Annotated in this window: 17 protein-coding genes; 11 read left to right on the forward strand and 6 right to left on the reverse strand. The window is 45.5% G+C overall.

Translation table 11 applies throughout. The features are described from left to right. Nucleotides 1-17: 17 nt before the first annotated feature. From PSI15_RS07185 to PSI15_RS07195, 3 genes are all read right to left on the reverse strand, one after another. Nucleotides 18-647, reverse strand: coding sequence for a 4Fe-4S single cluster domain-containing protein (locus tag PSI15_RS07185; protein WP_273582935.1), 630 nt, complete (start codon nt 645-647; stop codon nt 18-20). Further along, entirely contained in the window at nt 647-2,500 is a 1,854-nt protein-coding gene (locus tag PSI15_RS07190; RefSeq protein ID WP_273582936.1) for an AAA family ATPase, read from the reverse strand. The genes PSI15_RS07185 and PSI15_RS07190 overlap by 1 nt, the downstream gene beginning before the upstream one ends. 172 nt (nt 2,501-2,672) lie before the next feature. Continuing rightward, nucleotides 2,673-3,845, reverse strand: coding sequence for an MFS transporter (locus PSI15_RS07195; RefSeq protein WP_273582954.1), 1,173 nt, complete (start codon nt 3,843-3,845; stop codon nt 2,673-2,675). Between the two features lie 118 nt (nt 3,846-3,963). Here PSI15_RS07195 and PSI15_RS07200 point away from each other — a divergent pair, with 118 nt between their 5' ends. Both PSI15_RS07200 and PSI15_RS07205 read left to right on the forward strand, forming a co-directional pair. Beyond that, entirely contained in the window at nt 3,964-4,863 is a 900-nt protein-coding gene (locus tag PSI15_RS07200) for a LysR family transcriptional regulator (RefSeq protein WP_273582937.1), read from the forward strand. Nucleotides 4,864-4,917: 54 nt separating this feature from the next. Further along, nucleotides 4,918-5,112, forward strand: a complete 195-nt coding sequence (locus PSI15_RS07205) for a hypothetical protein (protein ID WP_443256077.1) — start codon at nt 4,918-4,920, stop codon at nt 5,110-5,112. Nucleotides 5,113-5,150: 38 nt separating this feature from the next. Here PSI15_RS07205 and PSI15_RS07210 read toward each other — a convergent pair whose 3' ends face one another. Together PSI15_RS07210 and PSI15_RS07215 are read right to left on the reverse strand one after the other, a co-directional pair. Beyond that, entirely contained in the window at nt 5,151-5,441 is a 291-nt protein-coding gene (locus PSI15_RS07210) for a putative hemolysin (RefSeq protein WP_273582938.1), read from the reverse strand. 46 nt (nt 5,442-5,487) lie between these two features. Then, complete coding sequence (locus tag PSI15_RS07215) at nt 5,488-5,820, reverse strand: DMT family transporter (RefSeq protein ID WP_273582955.1); 333 nt, start codon at nt 5,818-5,820, stop codon at nt 5,488-5,490. 949 nt (nt 5,821-6,769) lie between these two features. Here PSI15_RS07215 and PSI15_RS07220 point away from each other — a divergent pair. Together PSI15_RS07220 and ttcA are read left to right on the forward strand one after the other, a co-directional pair. Beyond that, nucleotides 6,770-13,864 carry a non-ribosomal peptide synthetase gene (locus tag PSI15_RS07220; RefSeq protein ID WP_273582939.1) on the forward strand — a complete coding sequence of 2,365 codons (7,095 nt, stop codon included), beginning with the start codon at nt 6,770-6,772 and terminating at the stop codon, nt 13,862-13,864. A gap of 234 nt (nt 13,865-14,098) precedes the next feature. Continuing rightward, nucleotides 14,099-14,992 (forward strand): tRNA 2-thiocytidine(32) synthetase TtcA, encoded by an 894-nt coding sequence (gene ttcA, locus PSI15_RS07225; protein WP_045970447.1) that lies wholly within the window; start codon nt 14,099-14,101, stop codon nt 14,990-14,992. An 84-nt stretch (nt 14,993-15,076) separates the two neighbouring features. On the opposite strand, the gene zntB is transcribed toward ttcA, so the two are convergent. Beyond that, the gene (gene zntB, locus PSI15_RS07230) at nt 15,077-16,060 is read right to left on the reverse strand and encodes a zinc transporter ZntB (protein WP_045970445.1); all 984 of its coding nucleotides are present in this window, start codon (nt 16,058-16,060) and stop codon (nt 15,077-15,079) included. Nucleotides 16,061-16,305: 245 nt separating this feature from the next. Between zntB and tpx the strand changes: the two genes are divergently transcribed. The 7 genes from tpx (at nt 16,306) to tssJ (ending at nt 24,623) form a co-directional block, all read left to right on the forward strand. Beyond that, nucleotides 16,306-16,809: a thiol peroxidase gene (tpx, locus tag PSI15_RS07235; protein ID WP_045970443.1), complete on the forward strand. Its 504-nt coding sequence runs from the start codon at nt 16,306-16,308 to the stop codon at nt 16,807-16,809. 496 nt (nt 16,810-17,305) lie between these two features. Continuing rightward, a complete protein-coding gene (locus PSI15_RS07240; protein WP_273582940.1) occupies nt 17,306-19,228 on the forward strand; it encodes a type VI secretion system Vgr family protein in 1,923 nt (640 codons plus the stop codon). Between the two features lie 32 nt (nt 19,229-19,260). After that, nucleotides 19,261-21,870 carry a DUF2169 family type VI secretion system accessory protein gene (locus PSI15_RS07245; protein ID WP_273582941.1) on the forward strand — a complete coding sequence of 870 codons (2,610 nt, stop codon included), beginning with the start codon at nt 19,261-19,263 and terminating at the stop codon, nt 21,868-21,870. Next, nucleotides 21,867-22,940: a pentapeptide repeat-containing protein gene (locus PSI15_RS07250; protein ID WP_273582942.1), complete on the forward strand. Its 1,074-nt coding sequence runs from the start codon at nt 21,867-21,869 to the stop codon at nt 22,938-22,940. The genes PSI15_RS07245 and PSI15_RS07250 overlap by 4 nt, the downstream gene beginning before the upstream one ends. Before the next feature lie 71 nt (nt 22,941-23,011). Next, entirely contained in the window at nt 23,012-23,617 is a 606-nt protein-coding gene (locus PSI15_RS07255) for a DUF3540 domain-containing protein (protein WP_443256079.1), read from the forward strand. Nucleotides 23,618-23,637: 20 nt separating this feature from the next. After that, a complete protein-coding gene (locus PSI15_RS07260; protein ID WP_273582944.1) occupies nt 23,638-24,039 on the forward strand; it encodes a DUF4150 domain-containing protein in 402 nt (133 codons plus the stop codon). An 86-nt stretch (nt 24,040-24,125) separates the two neighbouring features. After that, nucleotides 24,126-24,623, forward strand: coding sequence for a type VI secretion system lipoprotein TssJ (tssJ, locus tag PSI15_RS07265; RefSeq protein WP_273582945.1), 498 nt, complete (start codon nt 24,126-24,128; stop codon nt 24,621-24,623). Nucleotides 24,624-24,637 lie beyond the last annotated feature (14 nt).

Genomic DNA, 24,637 nt, shown 5'->3' on the forward strand with positions numbered 1-24,637 from the left:
TACCTGTACTTGTTATTCTATTTTTTAATTTGTGCTATCTGGTGATCTTCTTGCATAAGCAAGGTTCTGAACTGCTCCATATCACCCTTTTCCGGAATACCGGCCATAAATACCCGGCCTTGCGCATCCAAAGCGAGATCCAAAACTCTGTCCGTTTTATCCCGCAGCAAATGATAGGTGTGATAACGTTGCCTGCCCAACGGAGTCAAAAGATGAAGTTCCTGATTGTCACTGCCGCGTAAGCGCAAGTTCTGTGTCGCATCCTGCTGATAGGGGCCGGACACTAAGGCATCAATCAGTCCATCCATTGTCTGTAACATGGGTTTTAACGTACTGTATTCGTATCCACTGAAAACCAGAATGTCGCCAGAAAAGTGATCACGTAACGTTTTTAACAAGGTATAAAGTGCGTCCGGCTGATCAAAAGGCTCACCACCAGAAATGGTGATACCGTCTGCTTCTGTCAGCCATAATGTGAGCTGCGCTATCAGAGTCTTGACAGCAATGCGTTGTTGGGTCGGCCGCCATGTGTCAGGTGACATACAGCCCTTACAACGGATACGGCACCCTTGTGTCCAGATCCCAATACGTTTTCCCGGCCCCAGGGAGGTCACGGGAAAATGCAGGCGTGACAGACTGATCTCCATCAGATGGACTCCGTGATCGGCATCAGTTGCACGGTTGTCATTTCACCTGTTTCGCCTAATGCGATATGGGTGATACAAAAAGCGTCATTTGGCTGGGCATTCTGATCAAAGACCGCCCGTGATAACGGGTTGATAAGATGAATTTCGAGCTGATTGCGGATACCGCGTCCGCCGTTGGATAAATCCGCAAGGCAACAAGATTTGAGGGTGGCCATCGCCTTGTCTGCTATTGTGATGGTTAACGCCTGCTTTTCCAGCCCGCGCAGAATATTATCCACCATTTGGCTGAAAATCTGCTCTGCCACATCCGGCCGGATAAAATCAAATACAATGATATTTTCGCCGATACGGTTGAGTAATTCCGGGCGGTTCAGTACCAGCTTGAAGTGACGTTCAATTTCCCGTTTCACATTCTGTTGTACGGTTTCAAACGGCTCATGGGGTGTGACATTAGCGACCCATTCTCCGTTATTATTCAGTCGATAAATCCCCAGGTTCGAAGTGAAAATAATCAACGATTCTGAAAAATAGACCCGGTCCCCGCGGCCGGACGTCAACACGCCATCATCAATAATCTGCAAAAACTTATCCATCAATTGCGGATGGGCCTTTTCAATTTCATCAAACAACACAACGCTGAACGGCTTTTCACGGATGGCGTTAGTCAGTTCACCCCCGGTGTTATAGCCCACATAGCCGGGCGGCGCGCCGATAAGGCGCTGATCCGCATGTTCGGCACTGAATTCCGACATATCAAAGCGGATATAAGCACTTTCATCACCAAACAACAATTGAGTCACGGTTTTTGCCAGCTCGGTTTTACCGACCCTGGTAGGACCAGCAAGAAACAGGATACCACGCGGACGCCCACCTTTATTGCTGCCGACCCCCGTTACCGCCCGTTTAATAATATCCAGCAAATGTGTGACCGCATGATGCTGCCCTTTCACACGCCGTTGTATGATGTCATAGGCATTGCGGATTTTATTCTTATCAATCTTTTGCCACGGATCTTCTGTAATACCGACTTTATAACGCCTGACCGCATCACTGATACGCGTGACCGGGACATTCTCAAGACGGGCAAGCTGTACGATAGCGGTTAAATCGAGCAGTAACAGCCCTTCGGTTTCATCAATAAAATCATTCAGTAAAGCAATATGTTCCTCATTCGTCCCCTGTCCAAAGTCCGGCAGCGAACGCAATAAGGTTGGAGCCAGTCCCCGGCGCATCTGTCCGTCAGGTTTAGCAATCGGAATGTGACGGATCCGGGGATTATTAATCAGAAACCAGTCGGGTAAATCGGTCTCTTTTTCGACTATCCAGAAAATGGTATTAAAAAATGGCTGGCGTTGTGCCCCTGCGGGACGGGCTTTTGCCTGATGAGAAATAATCAAGGCACGGGTAAACAGATGATGTTCAATCGCAGAGAGATTTTCACGCTGGGAGATCAGGCAGGAAGCAAAATCCACACACAATGCGACCGGTTCATTCGGGTATTCTACCCACTTCTCCAATACGCTATTTAACAGATCGATACCGCCGGGAATACGATGAGTATTCATCGACAGCCCCAGCCGTTGTAATAATGCCTGCCCTTGCCCTTCTGGCTGGGATGGATGATTGATTAAAGTAAATCCTGAAAGCGGATTAAACGTCATGATATGCGCGTATCCCGCATCAAATAACGTATTTTGCAGCACCTGATTTAATGCCAGTGGTGTAATCACCTCCGGCGCAATTTCATACGCCTGCAAATCCCTGACATTACCGGACAGAACGAACTGACTTTTCAACGGTAGAAAACGTTGTAAATCCCGTAACCAGCGCGCTTTCTGGAAAGTATTCTCCATGAAGCTCTCTCTTCTCAATTCTTATAAAGATAATGAATCAGTTTATCGTATTCAGATAAGAATAAAGCAGAAAAAACAGCAGATTCGTGATTCAACGGGTAATAATTTAAGAAATTTATCTTATCAAACAGTCTGTTTTGGTACGTCACATATAGCAAAATACTTTTACTTGTCAGATATCTTCCCGGCAAACCGCATTCGCTGCTCCCCGTTTTTGGGTAGCAAGTAATAATAGCAGACCGGATAATGCCACAATCCCACCGGCGTAACTGACCGCAGGATACCCGAATCCCAGTGACAGCACACTAGCTCCCAATCCTGCGCCAATGGCATTGCCCAGATTAAACGCCCCCACATTAATCGAGGAGGCCAACGCCTGAGCTTCAGAAGCAACCTGCATCACTTTGACCTGTAGCGGAGGAACCACACCGAAACTGGCGATCCCCCAGATCACTAACATGATGCCGCCACTGATACTGTTAGTTCCGATAAACGGAAGCAACATCATACTGACCGCCAACAGGGTGAAAAGACCGAAAAGTGTCATGGAGACCGAACGATTCGCCCATATTCCGCCAAGATAATTACCCAATGTAAATCCCAGTCCGACGCATACCAGCATGATACTGATTTGTGCCGGCGAAGTATTTGCAATCGTCATCATCAGCGGCGCGATATAGGTATAAAGCGTAAACATCGCGCTGGCACCCAGAACCGTACTCAATAAGGCAATCAATACCTTGGGTCTGCCTAATACCTGTAACTCTTTTTTGAGATGCAAAGGTTGCCCCGGCATATTTCGGGGAAGCGTCAGCCATAATGCAACCATAGTCATTACGCCCAATGCACTGATCAGCAGAAAGGCCTCACGCCAGCCGATCATCTGCGAAAGCCAGGTCACTGACGGTACACCGCCAATATTGGCGATGGTCAGCCCCATAAACATACAGGCAATGGCACTGGCCTCTTTACCTTTTTCCACCACCCGTGTCGCCACCAGTGCACCGATACCAAAAAATGCTCCGTGGTTTAAACTGGTAATAAAACGCGCCATCATTAAGCAAGTAAAATCGGTTGCCAACCCTGAAAGTATATTTCCTACGGTGAAAAGGCTCATCAGGAAAATCAGCGCCGTTTTGGGGGAACGCTTAATCAGTAATAACGTCATGATTGGTGCACCCAACATCACACCCAGTGCATAGGTCATCACCAATATACCGGCGGTAGGAATCGAAACGGACAAACCGGAAGCAATATCCGGTAACATTCCCATCGGCGAAAATTCCGTTGCTCCGATAGCGAAAGCGCCGACCGACAACGAAAATAGTGCGGTATTTGAACGCATAAGATCCTCTGCCTCTTTAACAATGGTGTTCTGTTTGTCGAATGAGGCGGATTCTGTCATGTTGATCTTGTCAGAAATAGCCGATAATTTACAAAAAATAGTTGAGTAAAACGCAAAAATGAAAATCACCCTTGAAGAAATGCAGGTTTTTATTGCCGTCGTTGATAGTGGTTCAATAACGGCTGCCGCAGAGCAGCTTGACCTGACTATTTCTGCAACCAGCCGGGCACTTTCACGACTGGAAGAAAAAATGGCAAGTACCCTGCTTTATCGCACAACCCGTCGGATGAAACTCAGCGAAGAAGGGGCCGCTTTTTTACAAAAAGCGCGGGAAATCGTAAAACTCACGCAGGAAGCTGAAGATTTGCTGCTTACCCGTCAAACCATTCCTTCCGGCACATTACGGGTAGATGCCTCAACCCCGTTCCTCCTGCATGTGATTAACCCGCTTATCGGGCAATTTCATGAAATTTACCCGCAGATTTCGCTGGAATTGACCAATTATGAAGGCGTGACCAACTTATTGGAAAAGCGAACAGATATTGCATTTCGTATTGGGCCTTTGGCCGATTCTTCCCTGCATGCTACTCTGTTGGGTTATAGCCAGTTGCGTATACTGGCAAGCCCGATTTACCTGCAACGCTTTGGTGAACCGAAAACCGTGGATGAACTACAGCAACACTGTTTACTCGGTTTCACCTCGCCGGAATCGCTTAATGAATGGCCGCTGTATCAAGGTGAGAAAAAAGGGGTGAAAATCACGCCAACGATAGCCGCCAGTAGTGGTGAGATTCTGTGCAATCTCGTACGAAAAGGCATTGGTATTGCCTGCCTGTCAGATTTTATGACCTATGAAATGCGGGAAAGTGGTGAATTCCGCCAAATACTGGCCGGAATCACTGATGATCATAAGCAACCTATCAACGCCGTTTATTACCGTAATCAGGCACTATCCCCGCGATTACGCTGCTTTATCGATTTTATCAAACAGCATAGCCGGCGAATTATTCGCCCATAATCAACACGCTCAATATCAATTATCGTTCTTTCAGTACTGTGTGACACCGTCACAATGGTGTTTCAGGAAACTGCACTATTTCAGGATACGGTCGCTAACAATCTCCGTTTGGGTGCTCCCAATGCAACTCAGTTGCAACTGGAACAGGCAGCCCGTCTCGCCAATATTCACGATACGATTATGGCATTACCGCATGGGTACGATACGCCGTTGGGGGTGGATGGCGGTGTTCACCCGAATCAGGTGTAACCCGCTCTATGAACAACAGCGCTTCTGTCATAAAAAACTCAAAACGATATGCACCCACCCTCCAACAAAGCCTGTTCGTTGCAGCGACGGCCGTTCGCCAGTTGGCAAACAGGAACTTGCTGCCCATTCAATTGCTGGGTTAATGCCGGAATACCGCCGGCATCAGAGCAATTGTCACTGGCATCTTTGCTCAAGTTAATACCCAGATCAGAATATTGATAATGTTTATAGCCGTTTGATGAAGTCTCTGTTTGATGCCCGCTGCAACCCGCCAATATCGCGCCCACCAGCAACAGATGGACAAGGACAATGCCTCGCTTTAACAACATATCGTCTCCAGTTTAACTATCGGATTAATATTGATTTAGGTATAGATCAGTGACCTGCGCTTTTAGAGAGTAAATTTATAACCAAAACACCCGCAATAATAAGCAAAATACCGACGATTGCCGGTAAATCTAATTTTTGTTGATATAAAAATATCCCTGCAATAGAAACTAAAACAATACCAAGGCAAGACCAAACCGCGTAAGCAATCCCCAAGGGCATCGTTTTTACAACCTGTGATAACGCCCAAAACGATAAGCAATATCCCAATACGACAACAATAGACGGCACTAAGCGGGTAAAGCCATCAGCCGTTTTTAACATTGTTGTCGCTATCACTTCAGACAAAATCGCGATAAACAAATAACCCCACACATTCATATTGCTCACCAAGCCCAAATGATAAGATAGACCAAATTTCCAAAAAACCGCCCAATTTACCATAACTTAAAATGCAATGCCTTAAAGAAATGAGGTGCTTCTCTATCTTTATACTCGTCGTACTTCAAGATACCTTTATTATCTCCCTGCGTCGCGGGGCGATAAATTTCACAGAAAATCATTTAATGGAATAATGACAAACATCAATATTTAAAGGAAATCACTTTCCAGTAATTATTTAAATTAATCACTCCACATACTTCAACATCATTACCAATAAATTCAAACCACTTTTATAATTAATAAAACAATATAAAAACCATGAATAACGCACCGACAAAATAACTTAAAGAAATCATTCATTTTAGTATAAAAAAGAACGGAAAATTATTCACCAAAATAAAAAAAACATAATAATAATTGAAACACCAATAAATAATCACAAAGGATTTCAACTATACCACCTTGTATTTATGGGAAATTTAAAAAATATAATCCCGGCAAATAAAAAATATTATAGACTTCGTTTCAAATGATAATCACTATTTAAGCTCAAAGCGTTATGATCACAGAGCTATGACCATTGGATAACGAGTAACAAATAATGACGATTATTGGAAAAAATAATTTGAGCGGAACAGGTGGGTGATAAGGATGTATACTTGAAGAGATCAGAAATAAAACCTTAAACTTGGCCGATTAAGTATTAACTATTTTGCATAAGGAAGAATGCTGAAAGGTTGCGAGATCTGCTGTAATGATGCCATGATAGATTATGCCAATACCTATTAAAATAATATTAAAAATTGTAAGAAATAAGATATAGCGCTCTGAAATAGGTTAACGCTAAAACATAAATACATTAAGGTTAGGCAATGTGCTTAAATCTACTCATTTGTATCATACATTACAAATAACTTGTAAACGGAATGCATTCATATAATTTATTATGAGAATACCTGAAGGTTCGTTAAATTCGAACTTATATCACCTTCATCCCGCTCAAGAGGATGTATTTTACGAACAAACCCTCCATGAAAATCCCCTATTGCACAACCTAGGCTGGTATACCTTGATGGAAGGTGAAATTGATATAGCCACCCTGCAACAAACATGGCGGTTACTGCATCAGCATATTGATATGCTAAGGCTACGCATATCGGTTAATTCGGATAATGAAGCCATCCAATATATGCAGAATCAGCGTGATCCTGAATTAGTCCTGTTCCATAATTTTGCCATGCAGCCTGATCCTGAAGAAAAAGCCAAACTCTGGATGCAGCAACAGATAGAAACTCCCATTAATTTCCCCAATGAGATCCTGTATCAAGTCGCATTAATTCGTATTACTAGCGAAAAATATTACTTCTTCACTAAATTCCACCATATTATGATTGATGGCGTCGGTTTATTCCGGCTTCATGAATATGTCCATAAATTGTACGTCTGTCTGAAAAATAAAACATCTACCGCGTGGTTAGCAGAAATCCCGCAATATTTAGACACCATAGAGAGAGCAAAAGAATACCTGAATTCGTTTCATTACGAAAAAGATAAAAATTATTGGTACGACTTTTTAACAAAAAACGATATACATCAATTAACACCTTATTACCAAAATACGGGTTCTGAGAGCGAGGCATTAGCATTACCCCTGTCAATGAAAGCCGATTTACGTGCTTTTTGTGAAAAAAATAAAACGAATCTTCTCTCCGTCTTTTCCAGTCTGGTCATCATTATGATGTCGGCGCTGACAGGACAACAAGCATTAACCTTTAATACCATTACACATGGCAGAAAGACAAAATTAGAGAAACATGTGGTGGGCATGCAGGCAAATATCTATCCCGTACATTGTCATGTTGCCAACACCGTCCGGGTTATTGAACAGATCCACCGAATGGAATTAGCGCTAAAAGAGAGTTACCGCCACGGCCAATTTCCTCATTCTCACTTGGTTCGCATGGCTAACAACCACGGCATGGCTTTACCCAATATATTTATCTTCTATGAAAGGCTTTCAGAGTCAGCCTCTGAAATCAACCAAGCCCAGCATTATAATGTCAATGGCGGATTGAATACTGATCCTATTGTTTTTCGATTGCAGGACTTTGGCTATGATCAAGCGCTCATCATCACGATAGATTACTTACGGGACTATTTTAGCCGGCAAGAGATAAACAGAATATTTACGCGATTGCAGGACTTATTTGCTGCTTTGCTTGACACGCCTGCTTTACCCGTCAGTGAATTACCTATTTTATTAGCGCAGGAGCGTCACACCTTGCTGCATCGCTGGAACCAAACCGACGTCCCCTACCCGCAGGATAATATATTGCAGCAGCAGTTTGAGATGCAGGCGGCGGCGACCCCCCATCATGTGGCATTGATATTCGAAGAGAAAACCCTGACCTACCGTCAGCTCAACGAACAGGCAAACCAGCTTGCCGCTGTCATACGTGAACGCTGTCAGCAACAACGCCATGCACCGATGCAAGCGGATACTCCCATCGCCCTCTACCTTGACCGCAGTCTGGAGATGGTGATCAGTATTCTGGCGGTACTGAAAGCCGGCGGCGCTTATGTGCCGGTTTCGCCGGAATATCCGCCGGAGCGCGTGCAGTTTATTCTGGAAGATACCGGCAGCCCGTGCCTGCTGACCCAGCAACAGCATCTGACGACACTGGCGGAATGTACCCAGACTTTGCCAATCCCGCCAACGCTGATAGCCATTGATGACCGGACAGTCACCCAACACCAATCCGTGGAAAATTTGCTGCCGATAAACAAAAGCACGGATCTGGCCTACATTATCTACACCTCTGGCACGACCGGACAGCCCAAAGGCGTTGAATTAACCCATCAAAACGTCATCAATCACCTGTGTTGGATGCAATCCCGATATCCATTAACGGCATCAGATAAGGTGCTGCAACAAATCCCTTATACTTTTGACGCCTCCGTCTGGGAGCTACTGGCCGCCAACTGGGTGGGGGCCAGTATCGTGATGGCTTCACCGGATATCCATAGACAGCCCGAAACCTTATATCAACTGATACAGAAAACCGGCGTGACGGTGGTGCAATTTGTTCCGTCCATGTTAGGGGCGTTTTGCCAGACCATAAGGGATTTAGGGCAACCGTTGCCCCGCACTATCCGTTATGTTTTGTGCGGCGGAGAGGCGTTGACGATGTCCCACGTCAGCGCGTTTAACGCCATCAATCAGGGTTCGGGCATGTTAATTAACCTCTATGGCCCGACAGAAACCACCAATGATGTCACTCACTTTGATGTCGTGGGTGAATTTAACGGCAGCGTTCCCATTGGCAAAGCGCATCATAATACCCGCCTGTATGTCCTTAATCATGAGGGTAAACTGTCTCCGATGGGTGCCCCCGGCGAATTGTATATCGGCGGCGCCGGACTGGCGCGGGGATATCGGAATCGCCCGGAATTGACGGCCGAACGTTTTGTGGCAAATCCTTTTGCCACAGCAGAAGACAAAGTTCAGGGTTACACCCGCCTGTATAAAACCGGCGATCGGGTGCGCTGGCGGCCGGACGGTAACCTCGAATATCTGGGGCGCAATGACTTTCAGGTTAAAATCCGCGGTTACCGCATTGAATTGGGGGAAATCGAAAGCGCGCTGACCTCACATCCACAGGTCAGACAGGCGGTGGTGATTGACCGGGAGCACCAGGGCGATCAGGTGCTGGCCGCCTATCTGGTTATGGACGGAGCCGTGTCGGATGATACCTTGCTTGCACACCTTTCTGCCCGCCTGCCGGACTATATGCTGCCCGCCGGCTTTACCCGTATTGACGCCATCCCGTTAACCCTTAACGGCAAGCTCGACCGCCGCGCCCTGCCGGCACCGACATGGGAAAACCGGGACAGTTATATCGCCCCCCGTAATGCGCTGGAAACCCGGTTATGTGCCATCTGGCAGGAGGTATTGGGACTGGAGCGCGTCGGTATTGCAGATAATTTCTTCCGTATGGGCGGCAACTCCCTGACCGCCATTAAGCTGACGGCCGCCATTCGCCAGACGCTGGCAATGGAAGTGTCACTGACGCAACTGTTTGAGTCGAAAACCATTGCCGCGCTGACGGCGCACAAGGAACACACCGGCACAGTTATCCCTCACCTTGCATTAGATCGCTATCCCCTGTCATTTGCCCAAGAGCGGATGCTGTTTATCGAGCAGTTTGAACAGGGCACCGATGCTTATCATGTGCCTTATCTGGTTCAGTTGGATAACGATACCTGTTTGCCATTATTGGAAACCGCCATTAATCAACTGGCCGAACGCCATGCGGTGCTGAAAATGGTCTATCTCAGCAATGATGAAGGGCAGCGCTACCAACAAGTACTGGACAGGGATTTGGTTATCAAGTCATCCCCTTGCTGTGAAGATATCAACACGCTCTTAAATGCAATACATGTTGAGGTCACCACCCCGTTTAATCTGGCTGCCGAACCGAGCCTGCGCCTGTGTCACTATGCGCTGGCGGATAAGCACTATTTATTAATATTGTGGCACCATATCGCCATTGACGGCTGGTCGATTGATCTCTTTATCAATGAACTGGCCGAGATTTACGCCGCCTTGTCCGAAGGCCGGGACAGCCAACTGCCCGCGCTGGATATCACCTACGGTGACTATGCCGCCTGGCAGCGGGATTATTTGCAGGGCGACATGCGTGAGCGCCAGCTTGCCTACTGGCAGCAAACCCTGTCCGATTACGAATCGCTGGCCTTACCCACCGATTATCCCAGACCCGCGCAAGTGAGCTATGAGGGGCGGGATATCAACTTTATGCTGGATACCGCGCTCTCTGAGCAGTTAAGGGCGCTGGCAAAAACGCAGGAAACCACCCTGTATACGGTATTGCTCAGTGGTTTTTATGTCACGCTGGCAAAACTGTCCGGCCAACACGATATTGTACTGGGCACCCCGACCGATAACCGCCACCATGCCCAAACCCAGTCCCTGATAGGGATGTTTGTTAACTCTCTGGTTTTACGGGCGAAATTTAAGCAGACCGCCAGCGTCACCGTCCTGATTAAACAGATCCATCAGTTGGTGGCCGACGCCAAGGCACATCAAGATATGCCGTTTGAACAACTGGTGGAGGCTTTGGATATTGAGCGGGATACCGCCCGTCACCCGATTTTTCAGGTGATGTTCGGTTTGCAAAGTTTCGGGGAGAACCTGTCCGCGGCAGGCAAACTGCCCTTCCGGCCGGTGACACTGGATGAATCGCTGTACAGCCCGGCTAAATTTGACCTGAGCCTGTTTCTGTCCGACGGGCAAGCCCGTATTAGCGGTTGCCTGAATTACGCAGTCAGCCTGTTTAGTAAGGCCACCATCGCGCGGCTGGCCGGTCTCTACCAACGGGTGCTGGCCGCTTTTGTGGCCGACCAGCAACAGTCCCTGTCCGATATTGACAGCCTGTCCGCCGAAGAGCGCCATACCCTGCTGCATGACTGGAACCAGACCGATGTCCCTTATCCGCAGGCTGAAACCCTGTCGCAATGGTTTGAGGCGCAGGTTGAAAAAACACCGGATAAGGTGGCGCTGGTATTTGAAGGGGAAACGCTGACCTACCGACAGTTAAATCAACGGGCGAATCAATTGGCGAATGTTATCCGCGAACAGTGTCAACCCACCCTGCAAGCCAATACGCCGATCGCCCTTTACCTTGACCGCAGTCTGGAGATGGTGATCAGTATGCTGGCGGTACTCAAAGCCGGCGGTGCCTATGTGCCGATTTCACCCGAATATCCTGCTGAACGGGTGCAGTTTATGCTGGCTGATACTGCCGCACCCTGTGTGGTCACCCAACAGCGGCATCTCACCACACTGACGGAGTACGCCCAACCCCTTGCTGAACCGCCGATATTGCTAGCCGCGGATAACCCCGCCATCACCGCAAATCAGCCGGTGGAAAATCCAGTATCAATCAATAAACCGGCTGATCTGGCCTATATCATCTACACCTCAGGCACCACCGGCCAGCCCAAGGGCGTGATGATTGAGCATAGAAATGTGACTCATCTGGTGACAGCATTGGCAACACGGTTTGATGTGACAAAGAAAAAGAAAAGCTTACTGTTTGCCGCTTATGTCTTTGATGGTTCGGTTTTTGAATTATTCCCCAGTTTACTCAATGGTCTGACAGGTTACCTGTGCAGTGAAGCAGAACGCAACGCTCCGGCGGTGGCACAACTGATCCAGCGCGAAGGGGTTGAAATCGCTGCCTTACCGCCGGCCATATTGAAGCTATTAATTGGCACTGAGTTACCTTCCTTACAGTTACTGGTGACCGCGGGTGAATCCCCCTCCCTGGATTTTCTGGATTATTTCAGTCAGCACAGCGATGTATTGAACTCTTACGGCCCGACCGAAATTACCGTGTGTGCCACAGAGAAACACTATCAACGCGGGGATATTGCCACCAATATTGGTAAGGCGATAAATAATGCCCGTCTGTATGTCCTTGACAAACAGGGCAACCTGTCCCCTATCGGCGCACCAGGCGAGTTATATATCGGCGGTGCCGGCGTGGCGCGGGGCTATCTCAACCGGCCTGAACTGACGGCTGAACGTTTTGTCACGAACCCGTTTGCCAGTGATGAAGATAAAGCCAAAGGCTATAGCCGCCTGTATAAAACCGGCGATTTAGTCCGCTGGCGGCCGGACGGGGAGCTGGAATATCTGGGGCGCAATGATTTTCAGGTCAAAATCCGTGGTTACCGCATTGAACCGGGAGAAATTGAAACTGCGCTGACCACGCATCCTCAGGTCAAACAGGCGGTGGTGATTGACCGGGAACACCAAGGGAATCGGGTACTGGCCGCCTATCTGGTCACAGACAGCGCACTGTCCGATGATACTTTGGTGCGATATTTATCTTCCCGCCTGCCGGACTATATGATCCCCGTCAGTTTTACCCCAATTGATGCCGTCCCCCTGACCCTCAACGGCAAGCTCGACCGCCGCGCCCTGCCGGAGCCGGTATGGGAAAACCGTGACAACTATATTGCGCCCCGCAATGCGCTGGAAACCCAGTTATGTGCTATTTGGCAGGACGTGTTAGGGCTGGAACGGATCGGTATTGAAGATAATTTCTTCCGCATTGGTGGTAATTCCCTGATAGCGATTAAACTGACCACTGTAATGCGTAATGGAATAGATATTGATATTCCTTTAACTATTTTATTTAGCTACAAATGTATTTCCTTATTATCCCAATGGCTGGAAGCCGGTAGTGATAAATATAATTTACTTAATTTCTTAACGCCGGCATCAACTGCATCCCATAAACTGTTTATGATTCATGCCGTCAATTGTGGCAGTGAGGTATATGAGCCTCTGGCAAATGCTTTATCCGATAGGTATAACTGCATCGGCATCGATAATTATAATCTTTGCACCGATAATCAAATTGATTCATTACAACAAATAGCCCAGATCTACATGAGGTTGATCTTAACCGAAACGGCCATTGATAAACCGATTCGTCTTTTAGGCTGGTCACTGGGAGGGCAATTAGCAATGGAAATTGCTTTTCAATTAGAACAACTTGGTGCCAAAGAGATTCAGTTGTTTTTATTGGATACGGTCATTAATACTGACGAGATAAAAGCTCTCAGGAGTAAACTGGATATATCAAGTGCCTATAGTCAAGTCGTCAGGAAATTGCAGGAAATGGGCGCAAGTGAAACTTATATTAATAAAGTATTGGCCGCAATACCGTTTGAATCTGGAATAGCAAACTGTCATTTAAGCGGAAAATTATCACATACTAACATCACCTTATTTAAAGCGGGGCAAGCCAGCCCACATCATAAAGAGGGAGTTGGATTTGCGATGAGTCAATTGATAGCTAAAATACCGGATAATAATATTTCGCCATGGGCAGTCAATCCCTTGGTCATTAAGATGATTGATGATTGTTATCATGAAAATATTATTACCGCTGTTCCCCTTATCAGTACAGAAATAATGAATACCTTGTCAATTAAGGATAATCATTAAAAATTGCTCCCTCCCTCCTCGCCCGGCGAGAAGGGAGGGAAGCACGAAAACCAGTAACGCTCGGTATAGCGCCGGAATTTGTCAGGCACGGATCGGTTTCAAACGAGCTGTTGCAAACGATCAGTTTCAAACGATCTATTTCAAAAAAAAGGAAAAATCCGTATAATCCCCCTCCTGCCAAAAGTCCATACAGGAAATCTATCGTCGATATTATCGGCAATGTGAGAAGTCGCAATGAATCAAAAAGATAACAGAAAAGAGATACTTGAATTCAACAAACTCCAAAAACGCCTGAGGAGAAATGTTGGTAATGCGATTATTGATTACAATATGATTGAAGATAATGATGTGGTAATGGCATGTATCAGTGGCGGCAAAGATTCATTCGCGATGTTAGATATCTTGTTGAATCTGCAAAAAGCGGCACCCATAAACTTCAAAGTCGTTGCAGTAAACCTTGATCAGAAACAACCCGGTTTTCCTGAGCATATTTTGCCCCAATATTTTGAAAGCCTGGATATTCCATACTATATCGTCGATAAAGATACCTACTCCGTTGTTAAAGAGAAAGTGCCTGAAGGTAAAACGACCTGCGGGTTGTGTTCAAGACTACGTCGCGGCACGCTCTATTCTTTTGCCGAAAAAATCGGCGCAACAAAAATTGCACTGGGTCATCATCTTGATGACATCGTTGAAACGCTGTTCCTGAATATGTTCCACGGTGCCCGCATGAAAGCCATGCCGCCAAAGTTACGCTCTGACGATAGCCGTAATGTCGTCATCAGGCCGCTGACCTATTGTCGGGAAGCTGACCTTATTATGTATGCGGAACACAAACAATTCCCAATCATTCCCTGCAATTTATGCGGTTCGCAAGAAAACCTACAGCGGCAAGCGATCAAAGCAATGCTGGTCGATTGGGATAAAAAAACCCCCGGCAGAGTAGAGAGTATTTTCAAATCTATTCAAAATGTCAGCCCAAGCCAATTGGCAGACAAAACGCTTTTCGACTTTGTAAACTTACCGTTGGATCGTGCGGGAGAAAGGGAAGAGTATGCGTTTAACGAAGCCGTTGTCTCATCAACCAACATTGATGAAACCCTGTTTATCGATGTGACAAACATTTAATGCTCCGCAAAGCAGCCTTGGTGACAGGCTGCTGACAAAAAAATAGCCGATACGCAAACCCGCATCGGCATAGTTAATGCGCATTTACAGCCATTTGCTTCGTCTTAACCACCAGGCGAAAATCCCAATCAAGAGTGACATCAAAAGCGTGAATAAGCCGAAGCCAAACGGGTACGTATTACCGGGTATTCCGCCCAAGTTGACACCAAATAACCCCGTCAAAAAGGTTGTCGGCAAGAATACCATCGCCAACAGGGACATCATGTAAGTACGGCGGTTCATGGCATCTGCCATCATGGAACTGATTTCATCGGCCAAAACGGCGGTTCGGGCAATACAACCATCAAGATCATCGATCCCCCTGCCCAATCGATCCGCAATTTCCTGCATTAAACGACGCTCTTCATCACTCATCCAAGGCAGCCGCTCACTGGCTAAACGAATGAAAATATCCCGCTGTGGTGCCATATACCGGCGCAAAACGATTAACTGCTTACGCAACAAGACTAATTCGCCACGACCGGGCACTTTTTGCTCCAAAATACCATCTTCAAACTCAATCAGGTTGTCATGCAGCGCTTCAATAAAATCATTGACTTCATCAGTAATGGCGCCGGCGATTTCTACCAGCCAATTACCGGTACTTTTCGCCCCCACCCCGTTATGCAAATCGTCCAGCACTTGATCAATGCAATGAATTTTGCGATGCCGGCTGGAGATAATCATTTTGTCATTAATATAGATGCGAAACGAAACCAGATGATCGGGACGCGCATTATCATTGCGGTTCACCGATCTCAAGGTAATCAAAGTTCCTTCACCAGTGCGCAGTACCTTCGGGCGAATACTTTCGCTCACTAACCCGTCTTTTACCGGGAACGGCAGCAAGGCGGTATCCATGAGCCATTGATGGCTCGCTGAATTTTTGTAATCAAGGTGCTGCCAGACTGGCTGCTCTGCTGTTACGAGTGAATCTCCGCCAAATGCTGTCATGCCTCCCTTACCATTTAACTGACAGGCATAAATGGCATTTGAACCGTTAAATACCGAGCCATAGATCGTTTCCACATCTGCTCCTTATTTGTACCCAATTTTCATGGTGTTTCTTGCTGATATACATGGTTATGACTATAGGCGACATCTTCAGGATTGGTGATCAGGTATCCCTGTAACCAGGGTTTAAACGATATTATAAGACATTGTTAATTAAAGGAAGATAGAGTATTTCATCAACATTGCATCTATTTTTGTGGGCAAGATCGCACTATTCCTTTACACTGACGGCGCAGTTTACTTTATAGAGGGATTAAACCATGACACAAACCGTCAAGTTTCAAGGTGGTGATATCACCGTTAACGGAGATTTTCCACAAGCAGGTCAGGCCGCAAAAGCGTTCACACTCGTTGCCAAAGATCTCGCTGATGTCACATTGAGCCACTACGCAGGTAAACGTAAAGTGCTTAATATCTTCCCAAGCATTGATACCGGTGTTTGTGCCACATCTGTCCGTAAATTTAATCAACTTGCCAGCGAATTAGACAATACTGTCGTCCTGTGCATTTCGGCGGACTTGCCTTTTGCCCAGTCTCGTTTTTGTGGTTCTGAGGGTCTGTCTAATGTTGTCACGCTTTCTACACTGCGTGGCGGGAAATTTCAGGAAGATTACGGCGTTGCAATAAGTGAAGGTCCATTGGGTGGGCTGACTGCACGTGCTGTCGTTGTTCTGGATGAAAATAATCAGGTTATTTATAGCCAGTTGGTCGATGAAATCACCAATGAACCTGACTATGACAGTGCATTAGCTGCATTGAAATAATTATTACATTATTAACAGTCACATTGCTCTTGTTTTTTAACACAGCAATGCATTGTTTTTAAAGGTTTATTTTCTGGCGACGATAAAATTACAATTGTATTTTATCGTCGCTCGTTTATTTTATACATCAAACCTTCCCACAATAATGAAGACGCATTATTCCAGCCGACATCAAGCCCTTTGACCTTCCCTCTGAAAAATATTTTCAAATCAAAGTATTGTATTCATTATCGCACCAATAACCGCCTGTTTTTCAATCACCTCATTATATTCACAAAACCATACTATCACTAACTAAAAAGAAACATTAGTTATAATCCTGTTGAAAAATAATTCACCTTGTGAAATATTGCATATCGATTAATGACATCAGACATCTACTTATTAGTGTGGCCAGTTGGATCAAGGGTAATTCAGTAGATAAAACATTTTGATTTGTTTTCTGAACCTTAATCTAAAGGCTCATGCGGTAGCTTTGGTTGCACAAGGGGTTTTTATGGAAAGGATCATTATCGCTCACTCTTCATTAGGTGATGACGCTTTATTCTTTAAGTCATTAAAAGGAAAAGAGAAACTATCAACTATTTATAGTTTTGAAGTCGAGCTGTTCAGTGAACAGAAAGATATTGACACCAAAGCGTTACGAAACAAACCCATATCAATAGAAATAAAGAACCCGGCAAACATTTCAGAAAAACCACGTTTTCTAAGCGGACTTGTCCGTGAAGCAATTACCTGTGATTATTACGATAACTACCATTATTTATATAAGGTTATCATCCAACCTGCTTTATTTATTCTCACTTTAAACAAAGATTTTAGAATCTGGCAAAAAAAGACCGTTCCTGAGATTATTCAAGATATCCTTAATAAACATAAGGTAAAGTTTAAGAATGAGCTCAATGCGAAATACCAGCCATTAGAATATTGTACTCAATATAAAGAAACTGATTTCGATTTTTTGAGCCGGCTAATGGAACGTGAAGGGATTTATTACTATTTCCAGCACAATCAAAGTGATCATATCCTTATATTGGCTGATTCCCCTCAATCCCATGCAGCGCTACCTGAACATGCTTCGCTTGAATATTATCCAAACCCTTTTCCACCCAGAAACAAAGATAAATGTTATCTCTATGACTGGACTGTAAGTTATTCAATCACGCCAAAACTCTATACGATGAGTGACTATAACTTTCTTAAGCCAAATGCTCAGCTAAAAGAAACGCAACAAAATCCCGATCCGGCCGCCCCCAAAACAGAATTGTTTGAGTGGCCAGGGAATTACAGCGAAAATACGCAAGGGCAATTCTATGTTCGGATACTACAACAATCCTGTACCGCGCAGAGTCAGTCTATAAAAGCGAAAAGCCAGGAATCAGGCATTGCCCCAGGTTATACCTTTACATTATCAAATGCCCTGCGGGATAAAGATAACGGTGACTATCTTATTACCAGTGCCAATTATGAACTGCATGAAAGCCCCTATATTATAGCGACGAATTCTTCCCCTACTGATGCTGACAGCACAAGAAAAATCATCACAGCGTTCACCGCTATTCCCGCCAAAGTGAACTGGCGCGCTCCCCGCACCACACCGTGGCCGATAGCAGGCACTGAGCGAGCTACGGTTGTCGGCGCAAGTGGCAAAACCATTTGGACCGATGAATATGGCAGGGTCAAACTCAAGTTTCACTGGGACAGAAGCGATACCCAAGACGATAAAAGTTCCTGCTGGGTACGGGTATCCAATAATTGGGCGGGGGCAAAATTTGGGGCAATACAGGTGCCCAGAGTGGGAGAAGAAGTTCTCGTCAGTTTCATTAATAACAACCCCGATGAGCCGCTCGTCGTGGGACGTAATTTCAACCAGAATAATATGCCTCCCTGGGAATTACCCGCCGAAGCCACCAAAATGGGAATAATGTCACGCAGTCTGGAGGGCGGAAAAGAGAATACCAGTTATTTGTTGATTGATGATGCCCAAGGAAAAGAGTCTTTTGAAATACACGCGGAGAAGGACATGAAAATCTCGGTGGAACACGATCAAACGGTTTCTATTGAGGGTTCACGTACCACAGAGATCAAAAATAAACAAAAAACCACCGTGACCAACGGCAAGGAAATCGAGGTCACCAGTGGCGGCATTAAATATACCATCTCTGACGGATATAAAGCCGATATCACGGGTGATAAATCAGAAAAAATCAGCGGTTCTTATCAATTAGATGTTGGCAGTCATCTGACTAAAAATATCAGTGGAAATTACAAATTGAGCATTACAGGAAATAAAAATGAATCCGTGACAGGAAACATTGAGTTTAAAGCCAGTCAATTCTCCTTAACATCCAGTTCTACATTCGACATTAACGGTACGGTTAAAGTTTCTATAACGGGGGTGCTTATCCAATTGGGTTAAGTGCTTAAAAAAATTCATGCGAGGCATTTTCAATGCAAATCATCAAACCTCTGCGCTTAAGTCTACTACACCGCCCTTATCGCTGGTTGCAACACAATTATCTTGGGGTCTCCATTATGGCCTTAACCGATATGAGCGCGACTCCTCGCCTACGGCCTGAGCCAGAACTTTGGCAACTTGCAGAGGCGGAATTGAAAACCTGCAATGGTATTATCGATCTCGCGATGCCCAAATCCTCCGCTGAATTTCTCGCAACTGGCTATGCCTATACTCATCACCAGACAGATAAAACCGCTTGTTGCGCGCGTATTCAGGTAGAGCAATTGGATAAGACGCTGATGGTTTCCGGGGATCGTCATTGGGTTGGTGATAAACCCTCTGAACCCCAGAAATTCGGCCAGATGAGACTGGATTGGAGCCGTGCTTTCGGTGGAAAAAATTATGAAGAAAATCCACACGGTATCGGCTTTGCCCCAGAAACAGAGGAAAATGGTGGCGAGATCCATCGGTTACCCAATATAGAAGCCCAAAACAGGCAGCTTTTATCACCACGGGATACCCCCAATCCCGCCAGTTTTTGTCCTCTGGGATTGATGTGGCCACGTCGTTTCACTCGGATAGGTAAAAAATATGACAAACAGTGGCTGGAAAATGAATTTCCGGGTTTTTCCCGTGATATCGACTGGCGATTATTTAATTCTGCTCCCCGTGATCAATGGTGGGAGCAATATCAAGTGCTGCCAGAAAACGCCGCATGGCGCATCTGGAATATGCATCCTGAAAAACCTCTGCAAGCTGGGAAACTCCCACCGTGGCAAGCTCGCTGCTTTATCAAACGACTGCGCGCCGACGAAGAAGTTTTCGAAGAGATCATCATGCGCAATACGACGGTGTGGTTTTTTCCCCATCTGGAACAAATGCTCCTGATTTGGCACGGCAGCGCACGCATTAATGAGGATGATGCCACTGATGTGGTACAAATGCTTTCTGCCATGGAACTCAGTCACGAAGCGTGCTCGGAAAATTATTATCTGCAAATACTTAACCAGCGCACGGATAAAGCAAAAGGCGCATTATATGCCTTCCGGGAAAAGGATTTGATCCCGGAAAGTATCATTGGCCCGTGGGTAGATACAGAACAACCGAAAAATGCCAGTCCCTTGCGGACAAACTTGCAAAATCGCGAGAAACGCCTGCGTGAGCAACAAAAGGAGCGTATGGCGAAATACGGGAAAGATATCAGCGCACTCATTCCCCCCTGTATCGAACAGCCTTCCAATCCCAGGCCAGATGAATTACCGGAGTTTGTGCACCAAATCGAGCAAGACGCAGCGCAAAAATATCTTGAAGCCGAACAGCAATGGGAAAAAATGCGTGCAATAGCTCAAGAACGAGGCATTGAGGTCGACCCCATTGCGATGAAAGATCCGCTCAGGGGGCCACAAAATTTCCAGCAAATACGGAATACGCTGCACCAGCAATATGATCAGCAAAAACATGATCAGCAAAAACAAGATCAGCAAACATCACGGGAACTGAGTGATACGAAGCTGGAGCAACTTGAGCAATCTCTCCATAAAATGTATCTGGCCTCAGTACAAGCCCAACCGCCGGCCCTGCGTTTGACGGGTAATCTGTCACAAATTATTCGCAAGCGAGTCCAACGCATCATGCAGGAAGGGGGCGATTTCAGGGCAATGGACTTTACGGGAGCCGATTTATCCGGCATGGATCTGCGAGGTGCCAATTTTTCCCACAGTTTGCTGGAAAGCGCCTGTTTCAATAACAGTCAATTAGATGGTGCTGATTTCAGCGAGGCTATGTTGGCCAGAACGGAGATATGCCACGCCTCTCTCTATGGTGTAAAACTGGATAGTGCCTGTCTGGCACAGGCAAAATGTGAACAAAGCGATTTTTCAGCAGCCAGTTTTAAGGAAACGCAATTGCAGGAAACCTTGTTTGATCATTGCCGATTTAACCACGCGGTTTTCACCGATCTGCTCCTGCAAACCACCTTTATTAAACGTTGCCGTTTTCAGCATTCACAATGGCAAGGTTGTACTTTTCTTGAAATGGTGCTGCCTTCGCTGAAATTTAACCACGCCAGCTTAAAAAAAGTTTCTTTTATCAAATGCCAGTTGGAAAACGCTGTTTTTGATCATGCCATGCTCGAAAGTTGTTCATGGGTAGCAACAAAAGCAGAAGCGATCCGGTTTCGATCAGCCAAGCTGCTAAACTGCGTATTTACCCTGCAAAGTGTGCTTAATCAGGCCGATTTCTGCTATGCCACATTAACGGAATGTAATTTGCGCCAGACCCCTTTGGTTCAGGCTTCTTTCCGCGCTGCAACGCTGAATAACAGTGACTTGAGCGAAGCCAACTGCCAATTGGCCGATATGCAGTATTTGCATACCAGCAAAAGTCTGTTTATCAGAACAGATTTTAGAAACGCATTGCTGAATAATGCCAACCTGATTGGCGCTTTTATGCAGAAATGTACGTTTTGTGGCACTAATTTACGCGAGGCTAACTTGTTTCGCACGGATATGTCCCAGTCGATCATTGATAACGCCACCTTGATTAATCATACCTATACGCTGCGTACTAAAACCTTACCTAAACGTGATCAGGAAGTGATATGAGTACGCTGACGGCCAATGAAGTCATGATTAAAATCAAACAAGGTGACGTCATTGAAAAAGTCAATTTGCAGGGAATCTCATTGGTTGGAAAAAATTTATCCGGCGGCCGGTTCAGGGCGGTAGATTTTTCAGATGCCGATTTCTCTCATACCATTCTTGAAGAGTCGGTTTTTACTGAATGCCTGTTCGAAGAAACTGCTTTCAATTCGGCCTTATGTGAAAAAACCTTGTTTGAACAATGCAATATGATACGCGCGATATTCAATAAGGCGACACTGAACGCCAGTCTGTTCAACCAATGTGTTTTGAACAAAACCCAGTTCAAGATCACAAAGCAAAACAGTACTCAGTTTTTATCCTGCCATCTGCAATATGCCGACTTTATTGATAGTGAATTTGAGCGCGTGACATTTATCAATTCAGTTCTGGGTTACGCAACATTACGTCATAGCCGCTTTTTCCTGGCCACATTTTTTCGTCAGGATTTAAGAAACACGGATTTTTATGCCGGTCAGTTCAGCAAAACCGTTTTTTTTGAATGTGATCAGCGCGGTCAAGATTACCAAAAAATGCAATTTCAAGAATGTCAGTTTACGAATAATCAACTTGATGCCGTTAATTTTAGTCACTCAACGTTAACTCATTGCAACTTTCAGGGAAGCACGCTGCAAGATGCTCAACTTTCGAATGTCAATGCTACCCAAGCGTTATTTATCAACGCCGATTTGACCCGTGCCTGTTGCCATCACAGTCTGTTTAATGAAGCTATTTTTATCGGTGCTTGCCTTGAGTGGACTGATTTCCGGCAAAGTCAATTTCAACAAGCCATCATGCAAAAAGTCCGGGCAGTCAACGCACAATTTGTTGGCTGCGAAATGACCTATGCGGATCTTTCCTATGCCAATGTTAATCATGGTGATTTTCGTTCTGCTCAATTTATGAGAACCCTTTTTCATCGTACTCAACAGGTTGGGACATTATTCACTGATCGCTTAGGTATATTGGAAAATGATCCTGAATTATTTGCTGCTGAAGAGTGGAGTACACAACAACGCCAACGTAAGATTTAATCCGGAGGATCAATATGATGAAATCTTCTCACGCACTTTCTTCATCTACTCTTGCTACGGAACCTCTGTACATGGAACAGCCATACCCAGAACAACTATACCCAGAACAGCTACAGCAGATTGTAGGCCAAGTCGTTAATATTCTTCATGACGGCAGTTTAGTGGTTGAGAACCAAAACCGTAGCTGGCATTGTCAACAAGCCGCCAGTTGCCTATTGACACCTGAGATTGGGGATAATGTATTACTTGTACAAGCCAATAAACAGCACTGGATATTGGCAATATTAGAGCGGGCACAACAACAAAATCCGGCTGAAATCAAGGTACCCGGCGATTTATCCATTACCGCTCAGGGAAATTTGAATCTAAACAGTAACGGATTGAATATTATTGCCGACAATGGAAATTGCCATATCAATGAAATGCAATACAGTGGCGAATCTTTGTCCGCTTGGGTATCCGTCACAAAGATGATAGGCAATCAATTTGAATCCGTTTGGCAAACGGTCACTCAGTTAAGTCATCGTCTTTTTCGTCATACGACGCAAACAGAACAAGTGCACGCAGGGCAATTAGATATGCGAGCGGAGAGTTATGCACGGCTACACGCCCAAAATACCGTCGTTTCCGCCAAGGCAATCACCAAAATAGATGCTGAACAGATTCATATTGGATAAAAGAGATTAAGGAGAAAGTCATGTTCGCCAATACGCAAGGAGGTGGCATGGATCTGGCAATACCCGATATCTGCCTGACCCCAAGCCCCCCAGGTGCTCCGATACCAGTGCCTTATCCCAATACCGCACAAGGTACTAGTGGCATAAGTGCCAGTACCGCCAATATTCTCTTTGTGGGTAGTCCAGCGCATAACATAACAACCATCATCGCCATAACGAATGGAGATAATCCGGGGGTCAATTTAGGTGTCACATCCGGGACTGTCATGGGGCCATCCCGCCATACGCTGGGTGCCAATAGCGTCTTGATTAAAGGGTCACCAGCAACCCGACTAACAAGCCCTACCATGCAGAATTCAACCAATGCCATAGGATCACGCATTAATCCCAGTCAGACAAAGGTCGATATTTCAGGGGCATAATATCCCCCCGTCTCTTTTCTACTGAAGCGATTGATAATAAAACACAGGAGACTTTCTCTATTAATAGGTTAAGTTTCAAACGGGCAATGCTGATATTGCTGTTTTTTCCATTATTGATCGTGCCATTGATAGCATTGACAGGATGTTCATCATCAGAACAGAAAAAATTGCCATCCTATAAATTGATTTTCAATGCCACAAATAATGTGAATGACTCAGCTCCGCTGAAAATACGCATTATTTTATTGAAGTCGGCTTCAGAGTTTATGTCTGCCGATTTCTTCTCACTGCAAGGTAATGCGCAAGCTGTACTGGGTAATAATTTAATTGATTCTCAGCAATTCTTTTTATTGCCTTTCCAACACCGGTATTTCCTGTTGGAAAAAAACCTGCCGGAAACGAACTATATCGGTATTTTTGCTGAATATAAGCAACTGGATGGAAAAAGATGGCGTATTTCGTTGCCGGTTCCTATTCCCGAACAACCTGCTTTCTACCAGTTTTGGGCGTCGTCACCAGACACATTGGATATATGCCTGCAAGTCACAGCCTGTGGTTTAAATTCCGTCAATACATGCCATTAGCGTTATGCCGTAAG

This window comes from Xenorhabdus sp. PR6a (genome assembly GCF_028599065.1).
GTDB classification, from domain to species: Bacteria; Pseudomonadota; Gammaproteobacteria; order Enterobacterales; family Enterobacteriaceae; genus Xenorhabdus; species Xenorhabdus doucetiae.

Bases quoted from the DNA above. Each gene is read 5' to 3' on its own strand.
- PSI15_RS07260 (WP_273582944.1), top strand. From the start codon at position 23,638: ATGTTCGCCAATACGCAAGGAGGTGGCATGGATCTGGCAATACCCGAT.
- PSI15_RS07200 (WP_273582937.1), top strand. From the start codon at position 3,964: ATGAAAATCACCCTTGAAGAAATGCAGGTTTTTATTGCCGTCGTTGAT.
- PSI15_RS07255 (WP_443256079.1), top strand. From the start codon at position 23,012: ATGGAACAGCCATACCCAGAACAACTATACCCAGAACAGCTACAGCAG.
- PSI15_RS07245 (WP_273582941.1), top strand. From the start codon at position 19,261: ATGCAAATCATCAAACCTCTGCGCTTAAGTCTACTACACCGCCCTTAT.
- PSI15_RS07240 (WP_273582940.1), top strand. From the start codon at position 17,306: ATGGAAAGGATCATTATCGCTCACTCTTCATTAGGTGATGACGCTTTA.
- PSI15_RS07210 (WP_273582938.1), bottom strand. From the start codon at position 5,441: ATGTTGTTAAAGCGAGGCATTGTCCTTGTCCATCTGTTGCTGGTGGGC.
- PSI15_RS07220 (WP_273582939.1), top strand. From the start codon at position 6,770: ATGAGAATACCTGAAGGTTCGTTAAATTCGAACTTATATCACCTTCAT.
- PSI15_RS07250 (WP_273582942.1), top strand. From the start codon at position 21,867: ATGAGTACGCTGACGGCCAATGAAGTCATGATTAAAATCAAACAAGGT.
- PSI15_RS07205 (WP_443256077.1), top strand. From the start codon at position 4,918: ATGGTGTTTCAGGAAACTGCACTATTTCAGGATACGGTCGCTAACAAT.
- PSI15_RS07190 (WP_273582936.1), bottom strand. From the start codon at position 2,500: ATGGAGAATACTTTCCAGAAAGCGCGCTGGTTACGGGATTTACAACGT.
- PSI15_RS07215 (WP_273582955.1), bottom strand. From the start codon at position 5,820: ATGAATGTGTGGGGTTATTTGTTTATCGCGATTTTGTCTGAAGTGATA.
- PSI15_RS07185 (WP_273582935.1), bottom strand. From the start codon at position 647: ATGGAGATCAGTCTGTCACGCCTGCATTTTCCCGTGACCTCCCTGGGG.
- PSI15_RS07195 (WP_273582954.1), bottom strand. From the start codon at position 3,845: ATGCGTTCAAATACCGCACTATTTTCGTTGTCGGTCGGCGCTTTCGCT.
- tssJ (WP_273582945.1), top strand. From the start codon at position 24,126: ATGCTGATATTGCTGTTTTTTCCATTATTGATCGTGCCATTGATAGCA.
- tpx (WP_045970443.1), top strand. From the start codon at position 16,306: ATGACACAAACCGTCAAGTTTCAAGGTGGTGATATCACCGTTAACGGA.
- ttcA (WP_045970447.1), top strand. From the start codon at position 14,099: ATGAATCAAAAAGATAACAGAAAAGAGATACTTGAATTCAACAAACTC.